Genomic DNA, 26,179 nt, shown 5'->3' with positions numbered 1-26,179 from the left:
CGTCGGTACGGTACGCCGGTGTACCATCCCGTTTCAAGAGGAGGGGTATAGCGTGATTCCCGTGGACGTCGACACCCGCCGGCACCGGCAACGCCTCCTGGACGGGCTGGCCGAGTCGATCACCGAGACGGGCTTCCGCGACACCACGGTGGCCGACGTCGTCCGCCGCGCCCGCACGTCCCGCCGGACGTTCTACGAGCACTTCTCCAGCCGCGAGGAGTGCCTGATCGCGCTCCTGGCGGAGGCGAACCGCTCGATGATCCGCCAGATCTCCGAGGCGGTGGACCCGCAGGCACCGTGGGCGGTCCAGGTCCGCCAGGCGATCGAGGCGTGGATCGCGTGCGCGGAATCCGAGCCGGCGATCACGCTGAGCTGGATCCGCGACGTCCCCGCACTCGGCGCGGCGGCCCGCGACCTGCAGCGCGACGCGATGGAGGGGTTCATCGCGATGACCCAGCGCCTGACGGACACACCGTCACTGCGCGCGGCGGGGATCAGCCCGCCGTCCCGCCAGCTGTCGATCATGCTGCTGGGAGGACTGCGCGAGCTGATCGCGACAACCGTGGAGGACGGCGGGCGGGCCGGCGACGTCACGGAAGTCGCGGTGCGGGCGTCGATCGCCCTGCTCGGCCCGGCCTGATGGGTCTGGTGAGTTCATGATCGAGATCCCGGCGGCGGCGTTGTGCGCGGAGGCCGGCGCTGCTGAAGCTGGTCGGCATGGTCGCGGAAGCCGGGGCGGCGGCCGGGAAACGGTGGGCGGCGTTGCGGTCGGTGGACCTGGCGGCTTGCCGGGCTAGGTCATGGTCGGATCGCCCAGCGCCAGTTCGGGCGGTCGCCCGTTCCGCGGGGTGGTGACCCACGCTCCGGACCGCAGCGGAGATGCCGGTGTGCCGGGCCGGGACATCTCCACACGCAGTACGCGCGCGCCGGTGACGTCCAGGTCGATGACGGCGGGTTTGCCCGCTGAGACGTCGTGTTCGGAGCGCGGGGTGCCGTCGAGCACCACGCGGACCCGGCCCACCTGGAACGGGTCCGCGGCGTCGTCGAGCACGCCGGCGACGGTGGTGAACCGCCGGTAGTTGCCGCCGAGGTCCAGTTCGACGTAGCCCGGACCGGGGGCCGGCGGTGACGTCGGGCGCAGCACGATGCTCTGCTCGTAGCGCACGCCATCGATGCCGGCGGCTTCGCGTTTCACCCCCTTGCTGGCGTGCAGCCACGGCACCTCGCTCGCGGGCTCGTGCTGCTCCTCGCGGGCCCCGCCGCGCCATCTGCCGCGGCGGGGCATCGGGTACTGGCCCTGCCCGGTGATCGCGGCGAGGAGGTCGGCCACGCCGGCTTCGGTGAACTCGTCGACGTGGTAGCGCGTCGTCGAGTGGGCGTTGAGGAAGACCGGGATCTCGTCGATCGAGCGGCCCGGCAGGACGACCGGCAGCACCCGCTCGGTTTCGCGGCGCAGGTCCCGGGTGAGGTTGTCGCGGATGATCGCCGCCTCGAACTGGGCGCCCCGGCCCTCGTGGGGCAGTGCGGTGCCGTCGGCGCGGCGCTTGTAGTCGGGGGAGGCGACGACGACGATGAAGTCCGCCTTGGTGAGCTGCTCGGTGGCCCACAGCGACCAGTCCCGGCGCACGTTGTCGTACCAGGCGTCGAGGTGGACGTCCAAGCCGATCCCGGTGCGCAGGAACGCGGCGAACCGTTCGACGAGTTTCTTGTGCTCCGGCGTGTCGTGCGAATAGGTCACGAACACCCGGGGCGCGGCACGGTCGGGCATTGGCGCCCCTTCGCGTCGAGTCGGTGAATCACCGATCTCGCCGATCGGCCATTCGCAATGCTGCCTGTCGTCTATCTGCAGCCAGCGCGTTTGTCAAGCTTTTCCGAGCAGGCGACGAATTTGTCCACCGGTGGCCAAGTATTGGCATCTTTCTGTCCGGTTTGGAGCCTTCTCCCGGCGCGCGGGCCCGGCCTAGGATGGGCCGTTGCCTGGTGGGGAGCGGTGAAGGAGCGACGGCACGCGTGTACGAGTACGACGTGTTCATCAGCTACCAGCGCGCCGGCCGGGACATTTCGGCGTGGGTGAAGAATCATTTCCGGCCCCGGCTGGCCGAAGTGCTCGACAGCAACTTCTACCGGGACGTCCGGATATTCTGCGACGACCAGGTCCGCACCGGCGCGAGCTGGGCAGGCGAGGTCCGCACCGCGCTGCTGCGCACCCGGGTGCTGGTTCCGGTGTGCTCGCCGAAGTACTTCCGGGACGAATGGTGCCTCGCGGAGTGGCATTCGATGGCGAAACGGGAAGCGCTGACCACCCGCACCCGGCCGTTGATCTACCCGGTGATCTTCTGCGACTCCCGGAACTTCCCGCCGTGGGCCCACGAGCGGCGCCTGCGGGACCTGCAGCAGTGGAACCACCCGTTCGAGCACTTCCAGGCCGCGCCGGCGTACCTCGACTTCAACGAGCAGATCCAGCAGATCGCCGGTGAGCTCGAAGACCTCATCGAACGAGCGCCGGACTGGCGGCCGGACTGGCCGGTGCACACGCCGGACCCCGAGCCGCCGGCGACGGCGCGGATACCGAGGTTCTGACCGATGCCGGGATCGGTGTTCACCTTCTACTCCTACAAGGGCGGCGTCGGCCGCAGCTTCACCCTGGCCAACATCGCCGTGCTGCTCGCCCGGTGGGGCCACCGCGTCCTCTGCCTCGACTGGGACCTGGAAGCGCCCGGCCTCGGCGACTACTTCCGGCCGCGGCTGCCGGAGCGGCCCCGCGGCGGCGTCGTCGACCTCGTCGACGACTTCCGGGCCGGCCGGTTCGCCCCCGACGCCCACGCGCTGCGGCTGCGCCGCAGCGGTGCGCTCGACTTCCTCGCGGCCGGGCGCGAGGACGAGGACTACGTCGGGCAGGTCCAGTCGATCGACTGGGAAGCCCTGTACGACGAGGGGTTCGGCGAATACCTCGAGAAGTGCCGCGAGCAGTGGACCACCGACTACGACTTCGTGCTCATCGACAGCCGCACCGGGATCTCCGACATCGGCGGCATCTGCACCGCCCACCTGCCGGACCACCTGGTGGTGCTGTTCACCGCGAACCGGCAGAGCATCCGCGGGGCGACGGAGCTCGCCGGGCGCGCGGACGCCGCGCGGAACCTGCTGCCCTACGACCGTTCGCGGCTGACCGTCCTGCCGGTGCTGTCCAGGTTCGACAGCCGGGAGGAGTACGGCCGGTCGGAGGAGTGGCGCAAGACCGTCGTCGCGGAGACGGCCGGGCTGTACGGCCCGTGGCTCGACCAGCGCGTCGCGCCGGAGACGATGTCCCGCCACCTCACGCTGCCGTACGTGTCGTACTGGAGCTTCGGCGAGCAGCTGCCGGTGCTGTCGGAGAAGACGCCGAGCGCGGACCAGATCGGCTTCGCGCTGGAGACGGTGGCGGCGGTGATCGCCTACCGCCTCGACCGCACGGACCTGCTGGCGGAGAACCGCGACGCCTACGTGGCGGCGGTGCGGGCGAGCCACCGCAAGTTCAAGCACGAACTGCGGGTCAGCATCCCGCGGTCGGTCATCGAGCCCGCCGGTGAGCTGCTCGCGGAACTGGGGAAGCGGGGCGTCCGGGCGGTGAAGTCGCTGTCGGGCGACCAGTCGATGCTGGAGCGGGCCGAGGACGACGCACGCCACCTGTGCCTGATCGTCGACGGCAAGGTGAGCCGCTGGCAGCAGGCCGAGGTCGAGCTGTTCCTGCAGCGGTCGTTCGGCCAGGACCGCCGGGTGATCCCGATCCTGACCGCGGGCACCCAGGCGGCCGGGCTCCCTGGCTACGTCGGCAACCTCCGCTACCTGCGCGTCGGCGCCCGCGGCCTGGCCGGTGTCGCCGAGGATCTGGTCGCCCAGCTGAAGGGCGGCACCCCGTCACCCGCCCCGGCCGCCGACCTGACCGCGTTGCTCGCCCAGGTCCGCGGCGCCCGGCTGCGCCCGTCCCGCTGGGACCTGGTCGCGGAGCTGCTGGCCGAGCTGCAGGCAGCGGTCGAAGCGGGCGACGACGCCCGCACGGCCGAGCTGGCGGTGGACCTGACGGTGGCGGCCAAACCCCGCACCCCCGACGCCGGCGACCACTCCCCGGCACCCCGGGAGACCCGCCGCGCGATCGACCTGCTCCTGCACGCCCTCGCCCGCACCACGACGTAGCCGAACCACCGGAAGGACCTCGGATGACCGACCGCTTGGGACACAAACAGACCGCGGCGATGTTCACGCTGATGGTGCTGGGCCGCGAGGTGCCCAACCAGGAGCTGGCGGAGGTGGCCGGCTTCACCCTCACGGGCACCGAGCGCACCGGGCTGAACAAGCTCGGCTACGTGGACAGCGAGCGCACTGGCCCGAGGCGGAGTTACGTGCACGTGCTGAGCGACAGCGGCTGGGCGTGGTGCGAAGACGAGCTGACGATGGGCGGCCCGCCACCGCAGCGCGGCCAGAGTCCTCTGGCGACGGCGCTGTACGTGGTGCTCGGGGGTTTGGCGGAGTACCTGCAGCGGGAGAACAAGCGGCTGTTCCACGTCTTCGGGCCGGCACCGAGCGCGAACGGGGCGCCGCCGGCCGACCTGGAGGGGCGCATCCGGGCGGCGTACCGCGAACTGGTGAAGGAGCCACGCGGCTGGGTCGGGCTGGTCGACCTGCGGCCCAAGCTCGGCGCGCCGGCCGCGGAAGTCGATGCCGTGCTCAAGGAGCTGAGCCGGGCAGGGAAGGCCCACCTCGTCCCGGAGGACAACCGCAAGGCACTCACGGCCGCCGACCACGAGGCCGCGATCCGCCTCGGTGGCGAAGACAACCACCTGCTCTCGATCGAGGCATAGCCATGGATGAGATGAGGGCACTGGCGAACCTGAGTTTCGATTGGGCGGACACCCCCGACCACGTTTGGCAAGATTCGCCCTACCACGTCGACGGATTGCACGTCGACGCGCTCCACGCACTCGAGACCGGGATCCGTGACGCCACCTCCAGTGATGGACCCAGCCCGGTCGGCCTTGTCCTGCAGGGCTTGAAGGGTGTCGGCAAGACCCACCTGCTGGGTTTGGTCCGGCGGCGGGTGCACCGCGCACGGGGGTACTTCTTCCTCGACGACGTCACCGCGGCCGAGGCGTTCTGGGAGAACACGGCCGAGGCGCTGCGTCAGGGTCTGGCGCGGCCGGATGACTCGGGTGAGTCGCAGCTGAGGAGGTTCTTGCTCCGGGTGTGCCTGCGGGCTCAGGTCGATGCCGAGGTCGAGGCGAGGATCCGGCACGGCCGCGGGCTGACCGTCGAAGATGTCGAGGCTTTCGTCGACGGGGTGGCGAAGCTCGACGAAATGGTCGCCGACGAATGCGGGGACACCGCCCGGGCTCTCGTGCTGATCGCGAGCCGGGACCGGAAGGACAAGTACATCGGTGAGGATTACCTGGACGGTGATACCGAGCTGACCTCCGAAGCCCGCCAGTGGAACATCTACTCGCGACCGAAACCTTCCCGGACGCTCGTCCGGGAGATCACCCGGCTGCTCGCTCTCACCGGCCCGGTCGTGATCGCCGTGGACCAGCTGGACACCCTGATTTCGCGGTCGGTGAAGCGAACACAGGAGATCGGGGACAGCGCCGAGGAAGACCTGCTCGTGGCTCGGATCGCGGACGGGCTCATGGGCCTGCGGGAGGTCACCCGCAAGACCCTCACCGTGCTGGCCTGCCTGCCGAGCACCTGGACGCAGATCAAGACGAAGGCGGCGGGTACCGTTCCCGACCGCTTTCGCGAGGCGACCGCACTCGGCCGGATCACCGATGCCGAAGTGGGTCGTGCGCTGGTGGCGAAACGGCTCGGGGTGGCCTACGAGGCCATGGACTTCAGCCCGCCGCACGCGACCTGGCCGGTTGCGCCGGAAGCGTTCGCCGAACCGTGGGAGCAGTGGACCCCGCGGCAGCTGCTCAAGCGCATCGGCGCCCACATCGACGGGTGCCTGCGGGCGGGCGAAGCCAAGGAACTCCTTTCCTTCGACGAGAAGGCTCCGCTGCCGGTCGCTCCGGCGCGCACCGCGGTCGAGAACGACCGGTTCGCCGAGCTCGACGCCGAATTCGAGAAGCTGCAGGCCGAAGTCGACCCCGGGAAGCTGCTCGCCGAGTCCCTCGTGGACCGGGTGATGCCGGGGCTGCTCTCCGCGGCCCTGCGGTGCTGGGTCACCGAGGTCGGCGACGACGACATGGAGTGGTCGTGCGAGCGCCAGGCCGGCCTGAGCGAAGTGCACGCCTGGCTGACCCGGACCCTCGACGAGGCAGCGGACCTGCAGGAGCACTGGGTCTTCCGCGCAATCGCGGCCCGCGACCCGCGGGCCGCGCTGAGCCGGTTCCGGAAGGCCCGGTCCGAGGCGGGCCAGCGGCAGGGCGTGGACAACCGGCACCTGGTCATCCTGCGCGACGCCTGGGGACGCGGAGCCAAGACGCGCGAAGAGGTCGAGAAGTTCACGGCCGCGGGCGGCCGGACGATCCGGCTCTCGGACGCCGACGTGCGGACCTTCTGGGCGCTGCAGAAGATGCTCGGCAACGGCGGCCGCGAGCTGCACGAGTGGCTCATCGACCGGCGGCCCGCCAGCCGGTCGGACCTGTTGTCCACTGTCCTGCCCGAACAGCCCTCGGCCAACGAGAAGGCCGGCGGGGAAACCCACCCGCCGCCGGGGGATGAGGAAATCACGCTCGGGACCGTCGTCGGGTCGGGGGAGCCCGTGCGGATCGAACTCTCCGCGCTGCGCAAGCACGCGGCCGTCTTCGCCGGTTCCGGGTCCGGGAAGACCGTGCTGCTGCGGCGGATCGTCGAGGAGTGCGCCTTGCGCGGGGTGTCCGCCATCGTCCTCGATCCCAACAACGACCTCGCCCGGCTCGGGGACACCTGGCCCGAACCGCCCGGTGGCTGGACGAACGGCGATGCCGAACTCGCCCGGCAGTACCTCGCCGGCACCGACGTCGTCGTCTGGACGCCCGGGCGGGCCACCGGGCGGCCGCTCGCCTTCCGGCCCCTGCCCGACTTCGCCGGCGTTCTCGACGACACCGACGAATTCACCGCCGCCGTCGAGGTCGCCGTGGCGACGCTCGCCCCTCAGGTGCGGCTGACCGGGGCCACCGCGAAAGCGAACATCGGGCTGGCCGTGCTCCGGCAGGCCGTCGTCCACCACGCGAAGACCGGGTCACGCAGCCTGCCCGACCTCGTCGAGCTGATGTCCGACCTGCCCGAGGACGTCAGCAACCTCAACGACGCCAAGCGCATCGCCGCCGACCTGGCCGAAGTCCTCAAGGCCGCGATGGTCAACGACCCGCTCTTCGCCGGCGGCGGAGAGCCCGTCGACCCCGGCACGCTGCTCACCCCGGCCGGCGGCAAGCGGGCGCGCGTCTCCGTGATCAGCTTCGTCGGGCTGCCCGCCGAGGAACAGCGGCAGAACTTCGTCAACCAGCTGCAGATGGAACTGTTCGCCTGGATCAAACGCCACCCCGCCGGCGACCGGCCGCTGGGCGCGCTCTTCGTCATGGACGAGGCCCAGACGCTGGCGTCCTCCGGGAGCCTCACGGCCAGCACGCGCAGCACCATCGTGCTCGCGTCCCAGGCCCGCAAGTACGGCCTCGGCCTGCTGTTCGCCACGCAGGCGCCCAAGGGGCTGCACAACCAGGTGGTCGGCAACGCGATGACGCAGTTCTTCGGCCGCCTCAACAGCCCGGCCCAGATCGCCGCGGCCAACGAACTGGCCAGGGCGAAGGGCAGCCCGGTCGCGGACATCTCGCGGCTCGAACGAGCGCAGTTCTACGTGGCGGGGGAGGCGTTCGGCTTCCGCCAGGTGGCGACGCCGCTGTGCCTGTCCCACCACCCGGCCAGCCCGCTGCGGCTGGAAGAGGTGATCGCGCGGGCGAAAGCAGGCTGAGGGCGGTCGATCCGGGCGGGGTTCGTTCGACGCGTGGGTGAAGCGCACCCGGCCCGAGGAGTCCCCGATGATCCGCCTCTCCATGTCCATGTCGCTCGACGGCTTCATCGCGGGCCCGGACGACCGTCCGGGCCAGGAGCTGGGCCGCGGCGGCGGCCGGCTCTTCGACTGGCTGGACGACCGCCACGGCGACGGCCCCAGCGGGCAGGTCTACCGCGAGGCGCTGGCGACCGGCGCGCTGATCTCGGGCCGCCGGACCTACGAGCTGGCCGGCCGCTGGGGCGGCGACCACCACGACGGCGTGCCGATCCACGTGCTGACCCACCACGTGGACCCGGCCGACCGGCCGCCGGGCAGCGCGCGCTACTACACCGATGTCGTTGCGTGCGCCGAAGAAGCCCGCGCGGCCGCGGGCGACCGGGTCGTCATGGTGCACGGCGCGGGCGCCGCGCAGGCGCTGCTGCGGGCCGGCCGGCTGGACGAGGTGGAGATCCACCTGCTCCCGGTGCTGCTCGGCGAGGGACGCCGACTGTTCGAGGGCACCGGACCCGCCGGGTTCGAGCTGCTGCGGCAGCTGCCGGACCGCGACGTGCTGCACCTGCGGTACGCCGTGCGCCGCTGAGAAGCCGCGGCGCACGGCGGCGCGGGTCAGTCCGCTTCGGGGAAGTGGATGTCCGTGACGTACACGTCGACGACCTCGACGTCCAAGCCGAGGAACTGCTCGACGGCGTCGATCACCGCGACGCGGATCTGCTCGCCCAGCGCCTTGACCGCGTGGCCGAACTCGATCACCACCGGGATCGTCACCCAGGCGACCTCGTCGGCGAGCTCGACCGTGATGCCGTCCTCGGCGACGCTGTGCACGCCCGCGGTCTGCGCGGCGATCCGCACGACGATCTTGCCGACCACCCCGTCGGCGATCGTGGTGCTGCCGCGGGATCCCGCGGCGGGGCGGGCCGCCGCCGGCTCCGCCTCGGCAACCGGCTCGGCTGCCACGGTTTCGGCTTCCGCCGGCTCGGTCTCGGTCACCGAGGCGGTCTCGGCCGCCGGCTCCGCTTCGGCGACCGGCTCTTCCGCCGCAACGGCTTCGGCTTCCGGCTCGGCGTCGGTCTCGGCAACGTCCTCGGCGACGTCGTCGTCAGCGACGTCGTCCTCAGCGGAGTCCTCCTCGGCGGAGTCCACGTCCGCTTCGGCGGAGTCCTCTTCGGTGTCCTCGGCGACCGCCTCCTCGTCGGCCCCGGTGACCTCCTCGTCGCTCGCCTCGGCGGCATCGTCGGTGCCGGCTTCGGACTGGTCCTCCACGGTTTCCGCGGCGGCTTCGGCCTCCGGTGCGGATTCCGTCTCCTCGACGACGGCCGCCTCGTCGGTCCCGGGAGCGCTTTCGGCGGGCGCCTCGGCGACCACCGGTGCCGGCTCGACCGTGCCGTAGGCGTACCCGGCCGAGCCGGTGTTTTCGTTCTTGGGGCGGCCGAAGATGCTGTTGATGACGTCGGACATGGTTTCCCTTTCCGGGAGCGACGACTACCTGTGGGGACTGGAGACGGCGACATGTTAGGGGACGACCCGTGACGCGCGTCACTGGGCCCCTGTCTTCGAGACTCGCTTGTGTCCCAACAGATATCCGGCTGATCACCGTGCGTCAGACCGAGGTCGGCTGTCGGTGATCAGCCGGGGGAAACCACGTCCGGGAATTGTCTTCTTTTTGGCGCTTGACGATTTCTACCCGTCGTTCCGGAAAAGGACGGCCGGAACGCTCGAGCCGAGGGCCCGGTAGCCCGCCGGGTTGAGGTGCAGGTGGTCCCCGGTGTCGTAGGCCGGCAGCAGCCGGGTCGGCGAAGCGGGATCACGGGCCACCTTGTCGAAATCCAGCAGCGCGTCGAAGTGGCCCGGCTGGCGGATCCACGCGTTCACCCGCTGACGTGCTTCCTCCCGCATCGGGTCGTCGTAGCCGGTGTTGCCGCCGAACGGCGTGATCGTGGCACCGTACACGCGGATGTCCTGGGCGTGGGCGCGGACCAGGATCTGGTCGTAGGCGTCGATCAGCTGGTCGGCGACGGCCAGTGCGTCGGCCGGGGCCGCGGTGCCGATGTCGTTCACGCCCTCGAACACGATGGCCCACGAAACCCCGCTGGTGGCCAGCAGATCGCGGTCCAGCCGGGCCAGCACGTTCGGGCCGAGGCCGTCCTGCAGCACGCGGTTGCCGCCGGCCGCCTGGTTCACCACGGACACCCCGGGCAGGCGCGCGGCGAGCACGTTGGGCCAGCGGTCGTTGCCGTTCGTGGTCGAGCCGCGGCCGTCGGAGATCGAGTCGCCGATCACCGCCACCGCCGAGGCCGGGGACAGCACCTCGACGCCGCTGAGGAAGTACCAGTGGTCGACCGGGGTCGCGCCCGGCAGCTCGAGGTCCGTCACGTGGTTGCCCGCCAGCAGGTACGACGTCGTCCGCGAGCCCGGGTGCGAGGTGATCGACGTCGTTGCCTGGCCGTGCGCGAGGTAGGCCGTCACGGCGATGTTCTCCAGCGACCGCACCGGGAAGGGCAGCGGGTCCGACACCACCTGCGCGCCCTGCGGGACCGTCGTCGACGGCTTGCCGTGGAAGGTCACCGGGAGGACGCTGCCCGGCACGATCCCGGAGACACCGGCGGCGCCGGCCGCCGGACGCGCCACCGACACGGCCGTCAGCGGCAGCGGCGAGCCGCCGAAGGCGTTGGAGAACCGCAGCCGGATCCGCGGGCCGCCGACGGTGACCTGGGCCGTTTCGCGCAGGGTCGCGTCGTCGAGCACCCGGTCGGAGCCGGTGAACGGCGCCGGCGGCAGGTTCCCCGGCTCGGTCAGCTGCGGCATCGACGTCCACGTCGCCACCCAGTGCGACGGCGCGGGACGGGCGGACGCGCCGACGAAGAGCACGGTCAGCGCGGCCAGGACGGCGAGCACCAAGGGGCGTCTCACAACGAGAACTCCGGGGTCAGGACCCGGTCCGCGCCGACGATCCGGCGGGGCCCGGTCAGCGTGCAGTGCAGGGTCGCGACGATCTCTTCGCTCGAGGTGCCCACCCGCAGCTCGACGTCACCGGGGTCGACCTGGCGCTGCCGCGCGCGGCCGGTGTAGGACGTCAGGTCGGCGTGCAGGCCGATCTCCAGGACGCAGGTTTCGCCGGGCGGCAGGGTGATCCGGCGGGCCGCGATGAGCTGGCGCTCCGGCCGCGCCACCTCGGCCACCGGGTCGTGCAGGTAGACCTGGACGACTTCGGACGTCTCGCGCTCGTGGTCGTTGCGCAGCGTCACCCGCACCCGGCAGACGCCGTCGGTCGGCCAGAGCGAGCCCGTCGCGCTGACGTCCAGCCAGGTCGCCGGGGTGTAGGACAGCCCGTGCCCGAACGGGAACAACGGCGACGGATCCACAGTGGACACCTCGCTGCTCCGGCCGAGCGGCGCGGCCAGGTAGGTCGACGGCTGGCTCGCCCCGGCCGCCGGGAAGCTCACCGGCAGCCGCCCGGCCGGGTCGATCCGGCCGCTGAGGACGTCGGCCAGCGCCCCGGCCCCTTCTTCGCCCGGGTAGAACCCGCAGACCACCGCGGCGAGCCGGGGGAGCTGCCGGGACAGCTCGTACGGCCGCCCCGAGAGCAGGACGAGCACCACCGGCTTGCCCGTGTCCAGCAGCGCGTCCAGGAGTTCCTCCTGGCGCCCCGGCAGCCGCAGGTCGGCCGCGTCGCAGCCTTCGCCGGACGTCCCGCCGCCGAACAGCCCGGCCCGGTCGCCCAGCACGGCCACGCACACCGACGCGCCCTCGCACGCGGCCACGGCCTGCGCGATCCCCTCGTCGTCGCCGCCGGTGACCGGGCAGCCCAGCGCGTAGGTGACGTCGTAGGCCGAGCCGAGCGCCTCCAGCACGGTCGGCACCGAGACGCCGAACGGGACGTCGGGGTGGTGGACGCCGACGTGCAGCGGGAAGGAGTAGCAGCCGAGCATCGCGCCCGGGGTGTCCGCGCGCGGCCCCACCACCGCGACCCGGGTGCCCGTGGCCAGCGGCAGTGTCCCGTCGTTGTGCAGCAGCACGATCGAACGCTCGGCCACCTCGCGGGCCAGTGCCCGCGACTCCGCGTCGTCGAGGTCGATCTCGTCGGGGACCTCCGGGGCCCACCCCGCGTCGAGCAGGCCCAGCTCGCACTTCTGGCGCAGCACGCGTTCGAGGGCGCGGTCGACGGCGGCGACATCGACCGCGCCCCCTTCCACCGCGGCGAGCAGTGGCTCGCCGTAGCAGTCCATGGTCGGCAGCTCGACGTCGATGCCCGCGGTGATCGCCTGCGCGGCGGCGTCGGCGCGGTCGCCCGCGACCCCGTGCAGGCGGTGCAGGAACGCCACCGAGAAGTAGTCGGCGACCACGGTGCCGTCGAACCCGTAGGTGTCCCGCAGGAGATCGGTCAGCAGGGCCGGGTCGGCGGCGGAGGGCAGGCCGTCGGTGTCGGTGTAGGCGTTCATCACCGACCGGGCGCCGGCACGCAGCGCCTGCTCGAACGGCGGGAGCAGGACGTCGGCGATTTCGCGCGGGCCCGCCGAAACCGGCGCGAGGTTGCGCCCGGCGCGGGAGGCGGAGTACCCGACGAAGTGCTTGAGCGTGGCGACCACGCCGGCCGATTCGAGGCCGGCCACGTACGCGCTGCCGATCGTCCCGACCAGGTAGGGGTCTTCGCCGATGGTTTCCTCGACCCGCCCCCAGCGCAGGTCGCGGGCCACGTCGAGGACCGGCGCGAGACCCTGGTGCACCCCGAGGTCGCGCATGGTCCGCCCGATCTTCGCCGCCATCTGGCGCACCAGGTCGGGGTCGAAGGTCGCGCCCCACGACAGCGGCGCCGGGTAGATCGTCGCTTGCCACGCGGCCAGCCCGGTCAGGCATTCTTCGTGCACCACCGCGGGAATCCCGAACCGGCCGCTGGCGACGATCTGCCGCTGGGTGCGGGCGAGGCTGTGCGCCCCGATCACCGGGTCGACCGGCCGGGTGCCGAACGCGCGGGTCAGCTGCCCGATCCCGTGCCGGACCAGTTCGTCGAAGTCGACCGCCGCGTCGACGAAATCGTGCTGGTGCGGGGCCATTTCGCCGCCGGAGTCGATGCCGACCCAGACCCCGTAGAGCTGGGCGAGCTTTTCGCGCAGGGTCATCCGGGCCATCAGGGCCCGGACGCGTTCGCCCGGGTCGGCCGCGGGGTCGCGCCACGGCTCTCCGGCCGTGGTGGGCTGCGTGGTCAAGGCAGGTCCGCCCTTCGTCTGTGAAGGAGTGAGCAGGAGGGAACGGTCAGAGGAGGGCGCGCGTCGAGCGCCGCACCACCAGGCCGGTGTCGAGCGTGACGTGGGTCCGCTCGACCTCGTCGCCGTTGATCAGCGCGATGAGCATGCGGATGGCCCGGTGCCCCATCTCGCGGATCGGCTGGTCCACTGTGGTCAGTGGCGGGCTGCAGAGCGCCGACTCGGGCACGTTGTCGAAGCCCACCACGGAAAGGTCGTCGGGCACGGCCAGCCCGAGCTCGCGGGCCGCGTCCACGGTCGCGATGGCCGAGATGTCGTTCGCGGCGAACACCGCGGTCGGCCGGTCGGGGCCGGTGAGCAGGGCGTGCGCCGAGGCGGCGGAGATCTCCGGGTCGTACGCGCCGATCCGGATCAGGTCTTCGTCGGGCGTGATGCCGGCGGCCGTCAACGCGCGCAGGTACCCCGTTTTCCGCAGTTCGGCCGACTGCAGGTCCGGCCGTCCGGCGAGGAAGGCGATCCGCCGGTGCCCCAGGTCGAGCAGGTGCTCGGTGGCCAGCTGCGCCCCGCGCAGGTTGTCGGAGTCGATCGTCGGCAGGTGCGACGGCCCGGTGTGCGGGTCGACGGCGACGACCGGCGTGCCCGGGACGACGTCCAGCGAAACGGTGGGGGTGACCAGCACGGCGCCGTCGACCAGAGTCCCGCTCAACCGGGACAGGTAACGCTTCTCCCAGCCCAACGGGTCTCCCGTGCGCCCGCCCGCGGAGTAGACGACGAGTTCGAAACCGCTGCCGCGGATGGCGTCCGCCGCACCCTTGAGCAGCTCCGTCGAGAACGGCTCCAGGTCGGCGACCAGGATGCCGATGACGTTCGTCCGGTGGTTTCTCAGGCTCTGCGCCACCAAGCTCGCTTCGTAACCGAGCTCTTCGATCACGGCGCGGACTCGGGCGAGCGTCGCGGCGGAGACGCCGTAGCGCTCGTTGATCACCTTCGAAACCGTGGCCACCGAGACGCCGGCCCGGGCGGCGACGTCACGGATGGTCACCCTGGAACTGGGCTGCATCGGCTCAGACTAGCCATAGAAAACGTTATCGACAACGATTGACACGGCATTTGTCCCGGGAGCAGACTCTTCGCCAACCCGGGCGCGGAAGCCGCCCCGTCCAACTCGGCCGAAGTCGTCAGGAGTGGACCCACGATGTTTGTGAAACGCCGCAAGACCGTTCTCGCCGCGCTGGCGGCCGTCGTCCCGCTCGCGCTCGCCGCGTGCAGCGGTGGTGGAGGCGAAACCCCCGCGCAGCCGAGCGGCCCGGTCACCTTGACCTGGTGGCACAACGGCACCACCGATCCGATCAAGTCGGTCTGGGCGCAGGTCGTCCTCGACTACCAGAAGGCGCACCCCGAGGTCACGATCAAGGCCCAGCCGCTGCAGAACGAGGACTTCAACACGAAGGTGCCGCTCGCCCTGCAGTCGGCCGAGCCGCCGGACATCTACCAGTCCTGGGGCGCCGGCGACCTGGCCGGGCAGATCACCTCGGGCAAGGTCGCCGACATCACCGGCGACACCAAGTCGTGGATCGAGCAGGCCACCGGCAAGTTCGGCGAGAAGTGGCAGGTCGACGGCAAGCAGTACGGGGTGCCGTTCACGCAGCACTTCGTCGGCTTCTGGTACCGCAAGGACCTGTTCCAGCAAGCGGGCATCACCACCCCGCCGAAGACCATGGACGAGCTGAACGCCGCCGTCACCGCGCTGAAGGCCAAGAACATCGCGCCGATCTCCGTCGGCGGCAAGGACCGCTGGCCGGATGCCTTCTACTTCAACTACTTCGCCATCCGCGAATGCTCGACCACGGTGCTCCAGCAGTCGGTGAAGGCGGTCAAGCTCGAGGACCCGTGCTGGACGAAGGCCGGCCAGGACCTGAAGAACTTCCTGGACACCCAGCCGTTCCAGACCGGGTTCGCCGGCACGCCCGCCCAGCAGGGGGCGGGCAGCTCCGCCGGTCTCGTCGCCAACGGTAAGGCCGCGATGGAACTGCAGGGCGACTGGGAGCCCGGCACGATGTCGTCGCTGACCGAGGACAAGGACCTGGACTCGAAGATCGGCTGGTTCCCGTTCCCGACCGTGGCTGGCGGCCAGGGCGACCCGGCGGCCGCGCTCGGCGGCGGTGACGGTTTCGCCTGCACCACCCGTGCTTCCAAGGCCTGCACGGCCTTCCTGCAGTACCTGGTCAGCGAGCCGGTGCAGACCGAGCTCGCCGCGAAGGGGACCGGCCTGCCGGTGAACGCCGTGGCCGCGAAGTCGCTGAAGACCGACGTGCTCCGGCAGGTCAACGACTACGGCACGAAGGCGCCGTACGTGCAGATGTACTTCGACCGGGCGTTCCCGACGGCGGTCGGCGCCGCGCTGAACGACGCGGTGGCCAACTTGTTCGCCGGCCAGGGCACCCCCGAAGGCATCGTGACCGCCGTCAACCAGGCCGCGGCGGGCAACAAGTGACCACGGCGACGACTCCGGCGCGGGCGGCGGCGCGGCCGCCCGCGCCGGCGGTCCCCGCCCGGGCGAAACGCTCCGGCCTCGGCAAACGCCTGGAGCTGGTCGTGCTGCTCGGCCCGGCCCTGCTGGTGTTCGCCGGGTTCGTCCTGGTGCCGATCGGGATCGCCGCGTTCTACAGCCTGTTCAAGTGGAACGGCTTCGGCGCCCTCGACGACTTCGTGGGCTTCGACAACTACGCCGACGCGTTCAACGGCACGGTGTTCCAGAGCGCCATCGTGCACAACCTGATCATCGCCGGGTTGTCCATCGTGGTGCAGCTGCCGCTGTCGATCGGGCTGGCGATGCTGCTCAACCGGAAGCTGAAGGGCCGTGCCGTCCTGCGCGCCCTGGTCTTCGCCCCCTACGTGCTGTCCGAGGCGATCACCGCGGTCATCTGGTCGCTGATGCTGCAGCCGGGCGCGTTCGCCGACCAGGTGCTCAAGGCCGTGGGGCTGGGCGGTGCCGTCCACCAGTGGCTGGCCGACCCCGGCATCGTGCTCTACACGCTGTTCGCGGTGATCACCTGGAAGTACATCGGCTTCGGCATCATCCTGCTGCTCGCCGGCCTGCAGGGCGTGCCCGCCGAACTGCGCGAAGCCGCGGCGCTCGACGGCGCGTCGGCGTGGCAGACGACCCGGCACGTGGTGCTGCCGCTGCTCGGCCCGACCATCCGGATCTGGATCTTCCTGTCGGTGATCGGCTCGCTCCAGCTGTTCGACATCGTCTGGATCATGACCACCGGCGGTCCGGCGAACGCCTCGACGACGATGGCGACCTACCTGATCGACCACGGCTTCAAGCGCTACGAGTTCGGGTTCGGCTCCGCGGTCGCGGTGATCCTGTTCGTCATCTGCTTCCTGTTCGCCCTGCTGTACCAGCGGTTCGCGCTCCGCCGCGACACCCAGGGCGCCCTGACCAGGATGGTGGGCTGATGCGCTCCGGCAAGTTCGGCCTGTCGATGGGCTACCTCGCGGCGATCGTCGTCGTCGGCGTGACGGTCGTGCCGCTGCTGTTCGTCGTGCTCGGCGGGTTCCGCACCAACGCCCAGATCAACTCCGACCCGGCCGGGCTGCCGGGCCCGTGGGTGACCGACAACTACGCCTCGGTCCTGGGCTCGAGCGCGTTCTGGACGTTCCTGGGCAACAGCGCGCTGATCGCGGTCATCGCGACCGCGCTCGCGGTCGCGCTCGGGTCGATGGCCGGGTACGCCCTCTCGCGATACCAGTTCAAGGGCCGCGAGGCGTTGTACACGCTGTTCACCATCGGCCTGCTGTTCCCGCTGACGGTGGCGACGCTGCCGCTGTACCTGTGGCTGCGCCAGCTGGGCATGCTGGAGAGCTTCTGGGGCGTGGCGATCCCCGAGGCGGCGTTCTCGCTGCCGGTGACGATCGTGATCCTGCGGCCGTTCATGCACGCGATCCCGGGCGAGATCGAGGACGCGGCCGTGCTCGACGGCACCACCAGGCTCGGGTTCTTCTGGCGCATCCTGCTGCCGCTGTCGACGCCCGCGCTGACCACGGTCGCCGTGCTGGCCTTCGTGACCAGCTGGAACGCCTACCTGCTGCCGCTGCTGGTGTTCAACGACTCCGGGCACTTCACGCTCCCGCTCGGCGTCGCGATGTTCCAGTCCCAGTTCTCCCAGGACACCGCCAGGGTGCTCGCGTTCACGGCCTTGTCGGCGATCCCGGCGCTCGCGTTCTTCGTGCTCGCCGAACGGCGCATCGTCGGCGGGCTGACCGGATCCGTGAAGGGCTGACTCAGGAGGTCTCCCGTGCCGTCCGAGGTACATCGTCGTACCTTCCTGCAACTACTCGCCGTGGCCGGTGCGGCCGGTTCCGTAGCCGCGCCGGGCCTCGCCGAGGCGGGAACCGGTTTCCCGTTGGTGTCGCGGGGAAAGGCCGCGACGATCGTGGTCGGCTCGGGTGATTTCCCCGGCGTGCGGCGGGTCGCAGCCGACCTGGCGGCCGACGTCGAGCGCGTCACGGGTGTGCGGCCCGCGGTGTCGTTCGACGTCGTGCCGGCGCGGGGCCCGGTCGTCGTGGTCGGCACCCTGGGCCACAGCCCGCTGGTCGACGGCTTGGTCGCGGCCGGGAAGCTCGACGTCACCGGGATCGCCGGGAAGTGGGAGACGTCGCTGAGTCAGGTCGTCGACGGCCGCCTGGTGCTCACCGGCAGCGACCAGCGCGGGGCGATCTACGGCGTCTACGAGGTGTCACGGCGCATCGGCGTCTCGCCCTGGTACTGGTGGGCGGACGTGCCGCCGCGGCGGCAGGCGGAACTGCACCTGCCGGGCGGGCGGTTCAGCCTTGGCACCCCGCACGTCAAGTACCGCGGGTTCTTCATCAACGACGAGAATCCCGCCCTCGGCACCTGGGCCCCGGCCTTCTTCGGGCCCGGTCAGGCGCCCGGGTTCCCGAACGGCTTCAACCACCTCTTCTTCGCCAAGGTCTTCGAGACCATGCTCCGGCTGCGGGCCAACTACCTCTGGCCGGCGGTGTGGGGGCGGGCGTTCGCCGAGGACGACCCGCTCAACCACGCCACGGCCAAGGAGTACGGCATCGTCATGGGCACCTCGCACGAGGCGCCGATGATGCGCGGGATCGAGGAGTGGAACCGGCACGCGGTGCCCGCGGTCCGCGACGCGGCCGGGACCATCACCACCCCGGGCCACGACCCGTACGGCGGCACGGGGGAGTGGAGCTTCCGCCGCAACGGCGAGGCCATCAAGGCCTACTGGACCGACGGGATCCGCCGGATGGCCCGCGAGGACTTCGAAGGCGTCGTCACGCTGGGCATGCGCGGCAACGGTGACGTCGGCCTGCCCGACGGCGACGGCATCGAGCTGATGCAGGAGATCATCGCCGCCGAGCGGGAGATCCTGGCGCGCGAGCTCTCGACGGACGTCCCGCAGGTCTGGACGCTCTACAAGGAAGTCCAGCGGTACTGGGCCAAGGGCCTGCGCCCGCCGGACGACGTCATCGTCGTGTTCACCGACGACAACTGGGGCAACATCCGCAAGATGCCCGACCTCTCGCTGCCACCGCACCCGGGTGGGTACGGGCTCTACTACCACTTCGACTACGTCGGCGGCGGCCGCAACTACAAGTGGGTCGACACCGCGCTGCTCGCGAACACGTGGGAGCAGCTGCACCAGGCGTACGCCTACGGCAACGACCGGCTGTGGGTGGCCAACGTCGGGGACATGAAGGGCAACGAGCTGCCGCTGCAGTTCTTCCTCGACTACGCCTGGGATCCCGCCGCGCTGCCGGCCGAGCGGCTGTCCACATGGGAGCAGCAGTTCGCCGCGGAGAACTTCGGCGCGGCCCTGGCCGCGGAGATCGCCGGGGTGCTGCACGACTACGGGCGGCTGCAGTCCCGCCGCAAGCCTGAGCTGCTCAACCGGCGGATCACCGTGGACGCCGCCGGCACCATCACCTACGACGACCGGATGACGCCGTTCAGCCTGGTCGGCTACCGGGAGCTCGACCGGGTCACCGACGAGTGGCACGACCTCGCGCAGCGGGCCTTGAAGATCGGCGCGCGGCTGCCGAAAGCCTTTCAGGACGCCTACTACGAGCTGGTGCAGTACGCGACCCAGGCGACGGCGAACCTGTACGCGCTGCGCCGCGCGGAGTTCACCAACCTGCTGTACGCGGCGCAGGGCCGGGCTTCGGCGAACGCATTGGCCGCCGTGACGGAGGCCCGCTTCGCCGACGACCTGGCGCTGGCGGAGAAGTACAACACCGGCATCGCCGGCGGGAAGTGGAAGGGCTTCCAGACCCAGCCGCACATCGACTACGGCGACGTCGAGCGCTACGGCCCGAACGCGCCGTGGCAGCAGCCGGAGAAGGACAACGTCGCCCTGCCGGACGTCATCTTCCCGGCGGTGAAACGCCTCGAGCTGCCCGCCGCCGCGTCGCTGGGGGTCGCGGTCGACGGCTCGGCGGACGCGTGGCCGGGCACCGCGGGACGGCCGGTGCTGCCGGAGTTCAGCCCGTACCAGAGCGCACCACCGCAGTACGTCGACGTCTTCAACCGGGGCCGGACGCCGTTCCGCTGCACCGTGACGACGGGCGCGCCGTGGGTGCTCGTCGAGCCGCGGGGCGGCCGCGTGGAGGAGGAGCTGCGGATGACCGTGCGGATCGACTGGGCGCGGGTGCCTGCCGGCACCACGACCGTGCCGATCACGGTGTCGGGCGCGGGGAGTTCGGTCGCGGTGGACGCCGTCGTGCGCAACCCGCAGCTGCCGCCCCGGTGGCGGCGGGGATTCATCGAGGCCGGCGGGTACGTGTCGATGGAGGCCGAGCACTGCAGCGCCAACGTCGGCACGGCGGACGTCGGCTGGCGGCGCATCCCGGACCTCGGACGGACCGGCGCGGGGATGACCCCGTTCCCGGTGACGGCGGCGAGCCGCGCACCGGGGACGGGGCCGCGCCTGGAGTACCGGATGACGTTGTTCACCACCGGGCCGGTGACGGTGTGGGCGTTCCTGTCCCCGCGCAGCAACGTGCTCCAGGGCGACGGGCTGCGGTACGCCGTGGCGTTCGACGACGCCGAGCCGCAGGTCGTGAACATCACCACGGCGACAGGCGCGGACGACACGGCCATGAACCGCCAGTGGGAGCGGACGACGTCGGACAACGTGAACCTGACGGCGACGCGGCACGTGATCGGGGCACCGGGCCCGCACGTGCTGAAGTTCTGGATGGTCGACCCGGCGGTGATCGTGCAGAAGCTGGTGGTCGACACCGGGGGACTGCAGGCGAGCTACCTGGGACCGCCGGAGAGCACCCGGTGGCCGTGGTGAGAGCGGCGACGGGACACCGCCCGCCGGGGGCGCCCCCCGTTTTCCACTCTACCGGCGGGCACCGACGATTCCGGCGCCCGGAGGTGGCTGAACGACAGCCGGCGCCGCGCCCGCCGGCCGTGGATCAGCTCCGTGTCCTAGCTCGCTCCGCCGGTCAGCACCCGGTAGCCCCGGTGGGCCGGTGCCGCCGTGCTGTGCCGGACCACCAGGCTGGTCGCCAGCTCCAGGCGGTGGCTCTCCGGGTCCACGCCGCGGGCCAGCGAAATCGCCAGCCGGGCGCCGGCCGCCGCCATCTCCTGCAGGGGCTGGCGGACCGTGGTCAGCTCCGGGGTCAGCCAGCGGGCGATCGGCAGGTCGTCGAAGCCCACCACCGAGAGGTCGTCCGGGATGCGCAGACCCGCGTCACGAGCCGCCTCGTACACGCCGAGTGCCTGCAGGTCGCTGCCGGCGAACACCGCCGTCGGCCGGTCCGGGAGGGTGAGCAGTGAAGCCAGTTCACGGTAACCGGCCCGGACGTGGAAGTCGCCGCGGCGCACCAGCGCCGGGTCGAACGCCAGGCCGGCCGTCTCCAGTGCCGTGCGGTACCCGTCGATCCGGGCCCGGCTGCACAGCACCCCTTCCGGCCCGCCGATCATCGCGATCCGGCGGTGGCCCAGCTCGATCAGGTGCCGGGTGGCCGTCAGCCCGCCCTGCCAGTTGGTCGCTCCGATCGAGGGCGTCTCCGGTCCCGGCGCACCGGCCGGGTCGACCACCACCAGCGGGATGTCCCGGGCCCTCAGCTTCGCCAGCTGCCCGCCGGTGAAGTCCGAGCACACCGAAACGATGCCGACGGGCCGCCGGGCGAGGACGCTCTCCAGCCAGCTCTGCCCGGGCGTGTGGCGGCCGGAAGAGTCCGCGAGCACCACCGCCATTCCGTTTTCGCGGGCGACGCACTCGACACCGCGGATGATTTCGAGAGCCCAGGTGCTTTCGAGTTCGTGGAACATCAGCTCCAGGAGCCGGGAACGGCGGGAACGTTCGTCGGCTCGCCGCCGGTACCCGTATTTCCCGATGACGGCTTCGACGCGGGCGCGGGTGCTTTCGGCGACGTCGGGACGGCCGTTCAGCACTTTCGAAACTGTCGGGACGGAGACACCGGTCTCGGCGGCGATCCGGGCGATGGTCACCCGGGTCTCGGTCGGCTCGAGCTCGTCAGACTTCGTTGTCATGACGGAGATTCTAGGTCATCGAAACCTGAATTGAAACGGTTGGAAAGTTTCGGAACACCATTGTCTCGTGGAGGATGAAGATGCCGGGAAGAATTCCTAAGAAACGGGTCCTGCTGACGGTGGCGGCCACTCTGGGTATTGCGGTGTGGCAGGCCCCTGCGGCATCCGCGCACACGCCGCTGCAATACACCACGAACCGTTACGTCGGTAGTGCGGTGGCCGCGGCGTACCTCGCTTCGGAAACCGATTACCGGGCCGTGCTCACCCGCGAATTCGACAACGTGACGCCCGAGAACGAGATGAAGTGGGGCACGGTCGAAGCCGTGCGCGGCCAGTACGACTGGTCCGGCGCGGACGCGATCGTCGAGTACGCGCGGACCCACCACAAGACCGTCCGCGGCCACACGCTGGTCTGGCACTCCCAGCTCCCGGACTGGGTCGGGGCGCTGCCCGCCGACGAGCTGCGCCGGGTCCTGCGCGACCACATCACCACGGAAGTCAAGCGGTACAAGGGAAAGATCCGCGCCTGGGACGTCGTCAACGAGATCTTCAACGAGGACGGCACCCGGCGTGACACGGTCTTCCGGCAGAAGCTCGGCGACGGCTTCGTCGCCGACGTCTTCCGCTGGGCCCACGCGGCCGACCCGCACGCGAAGCTCTACATCAACGACTACAACATCGAAGGGATCAACCCCAAGAGCGACGCGGTGTACGACCTGGTGAAGACGCTGCGGCGGCAGGGTGTGCCGATCGACGGCGTCGGCATCCAGGGCCACCTGTCGATCCAGTACGGCTTCCCCGGCCAGTACCGCGAAAACCTGGCCCGCTTCGCCAAGATCGGCGTGGAGACCGCGGTCACCGAGGCCGACGTCCGGATCCCGACCCCGGCCGACCCGGCCGAGCTCGCCACCCAGGCGAGCTACTTCGGGCAGCTCTGGGACGGCTGCCACGCGGTCCGCAAGTGCGTCGAGTTCACCACGTGGGGCTTCACGGACCGGCACTCGTGGGTCCCGGACGTCTTCCCCGGCGAAGGCGCGGCCTGCCTGTTCGACGAGAACCTGCGCCCGAAACCGGCGTACTTCGCCCTCAACCCCTGATCGGACCGGGACGCAGCCCGCGCTCGGTGAGCGCGGCGAGGATGCGGGGGACCGCGTCCACGGTGGCCGGGCGGCCTTCGTGCATCAGCACGACGCCGCCCGGCTGCACGTCCCCGGCCGCGGCGACGATCTCGTCGGTGGTGCAGCCGGCCCAGTCGCGGGTGTCGACGCTCCACAGGACTTCGGTGAGCCCGTGGTGCGCGATCGTCGACGCCACGGCGGCGTCGGTGTCGCCGTAGGGCGGCCGGAACAGCGACGGCCGGAGCCCGGTCAGCCGGGTCAGGAGGTCCTGCGTGCGCCGGACCTCCTGGTCGCGGGCAGCGTCGTCGGCCAGCGTGGTCAGCTGCGGGTGGGTCCACGTGTGGTTGCCGATCGCGTGCCCGGCCGCGGCGATCGCCCGGACCAGGTCCGGGTGGGCCGCGGCGTGCTCGCCCCACAGGAAGAACGTCGCCCGCGTGCCGCCGAGCGCGGCCAGCAGCGCCGGCGTCGTCTCGGGGTACGGGCCGTCGTCGAAGGTCAGCGCGACCGTGTCCATCGCTCCAAGATCACGCGGGCCCGCGGCGGTGGGCAAGGACTTTCGCCCGGGTTTCGGTCAGCGGGCGGCGAGGGAGGCCAGCCGCTTCGCCGTCGGCCAGCGGACGTTCCACGCCCAGCCCAGCTTTTCGAACACCCAGATCACCCGGGCGGAGACGTCGAGCTGCCCGCGCAGCACGCCGTGGCGGGCCGAGGTCGGGTCGGCGTGGTGGGTGTTGTGCCAGGACTCGCCCATCGACAGCAGCGCCAGCGGCCAGAAGTTCGCCGAGCGGTCGCGGCTGGTGAACGGGCGCTCGCCGATCATGTGGCAGACCGAGTTCACCGACCACGTCACGTGGTGCTGGAAGGAGATCCGGGCCAGGCCGGCCCAGAGGAACGCGGTCAGCGCGCCCCACCACGACAGCGTGAGCAGCCCGCCGAGCAGCGGCGGGAGCAGCAGGCTCAGCACCACCCACAGCGGGAACAGCCGGTCGACGACGCGGAGGTCGCGGTCGGCGGCCAGGTCCGGGGCGAACCGGTCGACGTTGGTCTTGTCGCGGCCGAAGAGCCAGCCCATGTGCGCGTGCCAGAAGCCGCGGACCAGCGCCACCGGGGAGGTCCCGAACAGCCAGGGGGAGTGCGGGTCGCCCTCGCGGTCGGAGAAGGCGTGGTGGCGGCGGTGGTCGGCGACCCAGACGAGCACCGGGCCCTGCGCCGCCAGGCCGCCGGCGATGGCCAGCGCGATCCGCAGCGCCCGCTTCGCCCGGAACGCGCCGTGCGTGAAGTAGCGGTGGTAGCCGACGGTGATCCCCAACGTCGACACCACGAAGAACGCGGCGGCGATCGTCAGGTCGAGCCAGCTGATGCCCCAGCCCCAGAACACCGGGACCGCGACGGCCAGCGCGAGGAACGGAACCAGTAGGAAGGTGCGGATGGTGATCAGCTCTGGGATCGTCTGCTTGCCCGCGAGCACGGGTTTCGGGGCCGGACGGGCTGCCTTCACGGAGGCGGTCATGCACTACTCGTTTCGGATTCGGCGCCACGCTCGGGGCGCGGAAGGCCGGGGGCGGGAACACCCGGCGGTCGGGGGCTGCGGGTGACCGGGCGCGTCACCGCTCCTGCCGGTGATCTGCCTCGGTGGCCGCGTGGTGGGAGTGGGGCCGGCGGGGGCCGGCGTACGAGGTGCTCTCACCGCCACTCACGTTACCTGATCGTTGTGAATCCGCAGTGTGGCCGGAAACGAGGAAGGCCCCCGCCCCTGGTCGGGGCGAGGGCCTCAGGCTGCCTCGTGGCTCAGATGACGCTGACGCGCTGGGCCTGCGGGCCCTTCTGGCCCTGGCCGATTTCGAACTCCACGCGCTGACCCTCGTCGAGCGACTTGAAGCCGCTGCCCTGGATCTCGGAGTAGTGGACGAACACGTCCGGACCCCCGCCGTCCTGCGCGATGAAGCCGAAGCCCTTTTCGCCGTTGAACCACTTGACACTGCCCTGAGCCATACCAATACCTACTCTTTGTAGTGAGCCTGGGCGTCCCGTTCGGACCCCCGGTCTCGCCACCATCCTTCCATTGCCCGTCCGGTGTGGCCACCCCCGGTGGTCAAACTCCCCAATCGGGTCGCAGCGGCATGCCCATTCCGCCCTCGTTGTCGGTGCGGACGCCGAGGATGTGGTGCAGTTCGATTTCCCGGCGTTCGAAGGCCAGCCGGCAGGCCGCGAGGTAGAGCGCCCAGACCCGGCTGCGCCCGGCGCCCGCCTCGGCGACCGCCTCGTCCCAGTGCTCGTCGAGGTTGGCGCACCACCCGGCCAGCGTCTTCGCGTAGTGCTCGCGGAAGTTCTCCGCGTGCCGCACCTCCAGCCCGGCGTCGTGCATGGCCGTCATCAGCTCGCCGGGTGCCTCGAGCTCGCCGTCCGGGAAGACGTAGCGGTCGATGAACCCGCGCGAGCGGTGCGCGACGCTGGTGTCCGGGTTGGTGATGCAGTGGTTGAGCAGCCGCCCGTGCGCCTTCAGCTTGCCGGCCAGGAAGCGGAAGTAGCCGGGGACGTTCCGCGCCCCGATGTGCTCGGTCAGGCCGATCGAGGAGATCGCGTCGAACCCGGTCTCGGTGACGTCCCGGTAGTCCTGGTGGCGGATCTCGGCGCGGTCGGCGATGCCCAGCGCGACGATGTTCTTCTGCGCCCACTGGGCCTGTTCACGCGAAAGGGTGACGCCGATGGCTTCGACGCCGTAGTGCCGGACGGCGTGCGCGACCATCCCGCCCCAGCCGCAGCCGACGTCGAGCAGCCGCATCCCGGGCTTGAGGCCGAGCTTCTTGCAGATCAGGTCGAACTTGTGCGCCTGCGCCTCCTCCAGGGTGGCGTCCTCGTGCGGGAAGACCGCGCACGTGTAGGCCATCGACGGGCCGAGGACCAGCTCGTAGAACCGGTTGGACACGTCGTAGTGGCTGGAGATGGCCTCGCTGTCGCGCTGCTTGGAGTGCCGCAGCGCGGTCAGCCCGCGCCGGAACCGGCTCGGGTGCTCCTCGGCGGGCGGCTTGACCGGCCGCAGGTGCCGCGGGCCGAGCTTGCGCAGCAGCCACAGCCGGTCGGCCGGGGTGAGCTGGTCGACCTGGGCGGCCAGCGCGTGCAGCGCCGTGTAGAGGTCGCCGGTGACGTCGAGGGCGCCTGCCACGTACGCGCGGGCGAGGCCCAGGTCGCCGGGGGAGGACATCAGGTAGTCCAGCGCCAGCGGCGAGCGCACCTCGATGGCCACCGGCGCGTCGGCCGGGCCGCTGCGGCTGCCGTCGTAGGCGGTGATCGAGACCTCGGCGCGCGGGCCGAGCAGCCGCGCGAAGACCTCGCCGACGGTGATGTTGTCCTGGGTCACGTTGTT

21 protein-coding genes are annotated in these 26,179 nt (G+C 71.2%); 11 read left to right on the top strand and 10 right to left on the bottom strand.

All coding sequences use genetic code 11. The annotated features are described in order from the left end of the window. Positions 1–52: 52 nt before the first annotated feature. Positions 53–640, top strand: coding sequence for a helix-turn-helix domain-containing protein (locus tag ABZX11_RS23805; RefSeq protein WP_354916370.1), 588 nt, complete (start codon positions 53–55; stop codon positions 638–640). Between the two features lie 153 nt (positions 641–793). Here the strand turns inward: ABZX11_RS23805 and ABZX11_RS23800 are convergent, their stop codons facing one another. Then, on the bottom strand, positions 794–1,768 hold the full coding sequence (locus ABZX11_RS23800; RefSeq protein WP_176169789.1) for an SEFIR domain-containing protein: 975 nt from the start codon (positions 1,766–1,768) through the stop codon (positions 794–796). 242 nt (positions 1,769–2,010) lie between these two features. Between ABZX11_RS23800 and ABZX11_RS23795 the strand changes: the two genes are divergently transcribed. The 5 genes from ABZX11_RS23795 (at position 2,011) to ABZX11_RS23775 (ending at position 8,537) form a co-directional block, all read left to right on the top strand. Then, positions 2,011–2,580, top strand: coding sequence for a toll/interleukin-1 receptor domain-containing protein (locus ABZX11_RS23795; protein WP_176169788.1), 570 nt, complete (start codon positions 2,011–2,013; stop codon positions 2,578–2,580). A 3-nt stretch (positions 2,581–2,583) separates the two neighbouring features. Further along, positions 2,584–4,173: a CATRA system-associated protein gene (locus tag ABZX11_RS23790; protein WP_354916366.1), complete on the top strand. Its 1,590-nt coding sequence runs from the start codon at positions 2,584–2,586 to the stop codon at positions 4,171–4,173. 23 nt (positions 4,174–4,196) lie between these two features. Next, positions 4,197–4,838: a hypothetical protein gene (locus tag ABZX11_RS23785; RefSeq protein WP_354916363.1), complete on the top strand. Its 642-nt coding sequence runs from the start codon at positions 4,197–4,199 to the stop codon at positions 4,836–4,838. A gap of 2 nt (positions 4,839–4,840) precedes the next feature. Further along, entirely contained in the window at positions 4,841–7,915 is a 3,075-nt protein-coding gene (locus tag ABZX11_RS23780) for a DUF87 domain-containing protein (RefSeq protein WP_354916360.1), read from the top strand. 67 nt (positions 7,916–7,982) lie between these two features. Continuing rightward, entirely contained in the window at positions 7,983–8,537 is a 555-nt protein-coding gene (locus tag ABZX11_RS23775; RefSeq protein ID WP_354916357.1) for a dihydrofolate reductase family protein, read from the top strand. A 26-nt stretch (positions 8,538–8,563) separates the two neighbouring features. Here the strand turns inward: ABZX11_RS23775 and ABZX11_RS23770 are convergent, their stop codons facing one another. The 4 genes from ABZX11_RS23770 to ABZX11_RS23755 all read right to left on the bottom strand — a co-directional run bounded on the left by ABZX11_RS23770 (position 8,564) and on the right by ABZX11_RS23755 (position 14,215). After that, positions 8,564–9,412, bottom strand: coding sequence for an Asp23/Gls24 family envelope stress response protein (locus ABZX11_RS23770; RefSeq protein WP_354916354.1), 849 nt, complete (start codon positions 9,410–9,412; stop codon positions 8,564–8,566). A gap of 222 nt (positions 9,413–9,634) precedes the next feature. Beyond that, the gene (locus tag ABZX11_RS23765) at positions 9,635–10,864 is read right to left on the bottom strand and encodes an SGNH/GDSL hydrolase family protein (RefSeq protein ID WP_354916351.1); all 1,230 of its coding nucleotides are present in this window, start codon (positions 10,862–10,864) and stop codon (positions 9,635–9,637) included. Further along, complete coding sequence (locus tag ABZX11_RS23760; RefSeq protein ID WP_354916348.1) at positions 10,861–13,158, bottom strand: glycoside hydrolase family 3 N-terminal domain-containing protein; 2,298 nt, start codon at positions 13,156–13,158, stop codon at positions 10,861–10,863. Before ABZX11_RS23760 ends, ABZX11_RS23765 begins: the two co-directional genes overlap by 4 nt. Before the next feature lie 46 nt (positions 13,159–13,204). Continuing rightward, positions 13,205–14,215: a LacI family DNA-binding transcriptional regulator gene (locus ABZX11_RS23755; protein WP_254896636.1), complete on the bottom strand. Its 1,011-nt coding sequence runs from the start codon at positions 14,213–14,215 to the stop codon at positions 13,205–13,207. A gap of 135 nt (positions 14,216–14,350) precedes the next feature. Here ABZX11_RS23755 and ABZX11_RS23750 point away from each other — a divergent pair, with 135 nt between their 5' ends. From ABZX11_RS23750 to ABZX11_RS23735, 4 genes are read left to right on the top strand one after another with little or no spacing between them, the layout of a single operon-like run. Beyond that, positions 14,351–15,649: an extracellular solute-binding protein gene (locus tag ABZX11_RS23750; protein ID WP_354916345.1), complete on the top strand. Its 1,299-nt coding sequence runs from the start codon at positions 14,351–14,353 to the stop codon at positions 15,647–15,649. Beyond that, complete coding sequence (locus ABZX11_RS23745) at positions 15,646–16,617, top strand: sugar ABC transporter permease (RefSeq protein WP_176169783.1); 972 nt, start codon at positions 15,646–15,648, stop codon at positions 16,615–16,617. Before ABZX11_RS23750 ends, ABZX11_RS23745 begins: the two co-directional genes overlap by 4 nt. Further along, complete coding sequence (locus ABZX11_RS23740; RefSeq protein WP_176169782.1) at positions 16,617–17,441, top strand: carbohydrate ABC transporter permease; 825 nt, start codon at positions 16,617–16,619, stop codon at positions 17,439–17,441. Before ABZX11_RS23745 ends, ABZX11_RS23740 begins: the two co-directional genes overlap by 1 nt. A gap of 15 nt (positions 17,442–17,456) precedes the next feature. Continuing rightward, entirely contained in the window at positions 17,457–20,492 is a 3,036-nt protein-coding gene (locus ABZX11_RS23735) for a glycosyl hydrolase 115 family protein (RefSeq protein ID WP_354916341.1), read from the top strand. A gap of 137 nt (positions 20,493–20,629) precedes the next feature. Here the strand turns inward: ABZX11_RS23735 and ABZX11_RS23730 are convergent, their stop codons facing one another. After that, a complete protein-coding gene (locus ABZX11_RS23730; protein WP_176169781.1) occupies positions 20,630–21,700 on the bottom strand; it encodes a LacI family DNA-binding transcriptional regulator in 1,071 nt (356 codons plus the stop codon). Between the two features lie 119 nt (positions 21,701–21,819). Here ABZX11_RS23730 and ABZX11_RS23725 point away from each other — a divergent pair, with 119 nt between their 5' ends. Continuing rightward, complete coding sequence (locus ABZX11_RS23725) at positions 21,820–22,797, top strand: endo-1,4-beta-xylanase (RefSeq protein WP_354916486.1); 978 nt, start codon at positions 21,820–21,822, stop codon at positions 22,795–22,797. Here the strand turns inward: ABZX11_RS23725 and ABZX11_RS23720 are convergent. The 4 genes from ABZX11_RS23720 to ABZX11_RS23705 all read right to left on the bottom strand — a co-directional run bounded on the left by ABZX11_RS23720 (position 22,787) and on the right by ABZX11_RS23705 (position 26,173). Further along, on the bottom strand, positions 22,787–23,332 hold the full coding sequence (locus ABZX11_RS23720; RefSeq protein ID WP_354916338.1) for a polysaccharide deacetylase family protein: 546 nt from the start codon (positions 23,330–23,332) through the stop codon (positions 22,787–22,789). The two genes, ABZX11_RS23725 and ABZX11_RS23720, sit on opposite strands and share 11 nt — an antisense overlap. Before the next feature lie 57 nt (positions 23,333–23,389). Beyond that, the gene (locus tag ABZX11_RS23715; RefSeq protein WP_354916335.1) at positions 23,390–24,325 is read right to left on the bottom strand and encodes an acyl-CoA desaturase; all 936 of its coding nucleotides are present in this window, start codon (positions 24,323–24,325) and stop codon (positions 23,390–23,392) included. 278 nt (positions 24,326–24,603) lie between these two features. Beyond that, a complete protein-coding gene (locus tag ABZX11_RS23710) occupies positions 24,604–24,807 on the bottom strand; it encodes a cold-shock protein (protein WP_004558414.1) in 204 nt (67 codons plus the stop codon). A 100-nt stretch (positions 24,808–24,907) separates the two neighbouring features. Beyond that, complete coding sequence (locus tag ABZX11_RS23705) at positions 24,908–26,173, bottom strand: class I SAM-dependent methyltransferase (protein WP_254896633.1); 1,266 nt, start codon at positions 26,171–26,173, stop codon at positions 24,908–24,910. Positions 26,174–26,179 lie beyond the last annotated feature (6 nt).

This window comes from Amycolatopsis sp. NPDC004169 (assembly GCF_040610315.1).
In the GTDB taxonomy this organism is placed as follows: domain Bacteria; phylum Actinomycetota; class Actinomycetes; order Mycobacteriales; family Pseudonocardiaceae; genus Amycolatopsis.
This window is presented reverse-complemented; position numbering and strand designations above follow the sequence as displayed.

What these genes read in the sequence shown, in the direction of transcription:
- ABZX11_RS23800 (WP_176169789.1), bottom strand. Translation starts at nt 1,768, where the DNA reads ATGCCCGACCGTGCCGCGCCCCGGGTGTTCGTGACCTATTCGCACGAC.
- ABZX11_RS23790 (WP_354916366.1), top strand. Translation starts at nt 2,584, where the DNA reads ATGCCGGGATCGGTGTTCACCTTCTACTCCTACAAGGGCGGCGTCGGC.
- ABZX11_RS23785 (WP_354916363.1), top strand. Translation starts at nt 4,197, where the DNA reads ATGACCGACCGCTTGGGACACAAACAGACCGCGGCGATGTTCACGCTG.
- ABZX11_RS23780 (WP_354916360.1), top strand. Translation starts at nt 4,841, where the DNA reads ATGGATGAGATGAGGGCACTGGCGAACCTGAGTTTCGATTGGGCGGAC.
- ABZX11_RS23775 (WP_354916357.1), top strand. Translation starts at nt 7,983, where the DNA reads ATGATCCGCCTCTCCATGTCCATGTCGCTCGACGGCTTCATCGCGGGC.
- ABZX11_RS23770 (WP_354916354.1), bottom strand. Translation starts at nt 9,412, where the DNA reads ATGTCCGACGTCATCAACAGCATCTTCGGCCGCCCCAAGAACGAAAAC.
- ABZX11_RS23755 (WP_254896636.1), bottom strand. Translation starts at nt 14,215, where the DNA reads ATGCAGCCCAGTTCCAGGGTGACCATCCGTGACGTCGCCGCCCGGGCC.
- ABZX11_RS23750 (WP_354916345.1), top strand. Translation starts at nt 14,351, where the DNA reads ATGTTTGTGAAACGCCGCAAGACCGTTCTCGCCGCGCTGGCGGCCGTC.
- ABZX11_RS23740 (WP_176169782.1), top strand. Translation starts at nt 16,617, where the DNA reads ATGCGCTCCGGCAAGTTCGGCCTGTCGATGGGCTACCTCGCGGCGATC.
- ABZX11_RS23730 (WP_176169781.1), bottom strand. Translation starts at nt 21,700, where the DNA reads ATGACAACGAAGTCTGACGAGCTCGAGCCGACCGAGACCCGGGTGACC.
- ABZX11_RS23720 (WP_354916338.1), bottom strand. Translation starts at nt 23,332, where the DNA reads ATGGACACGGTCGCGCTGACCTTCGACGACGGCCCGTACCCCGAGACG.
- ABZX11_RS23715 (WP_354916335.1), bottom strand. Translation starts at nt 24,325, where the DNA reads ATGACCGCCTCCGTGAAGGCAGCCCGTCCGGCCCCGAAACCCGTGCTC.
- ABZX11_RS23710 (WP_004558414.1), bottom strand. Translation starts at nt 24,807, where the DNA reads ATGGCTCAGGGCAGTGTCAAGTGGTTCAACGGCGAAAAGGGCTTCGGC.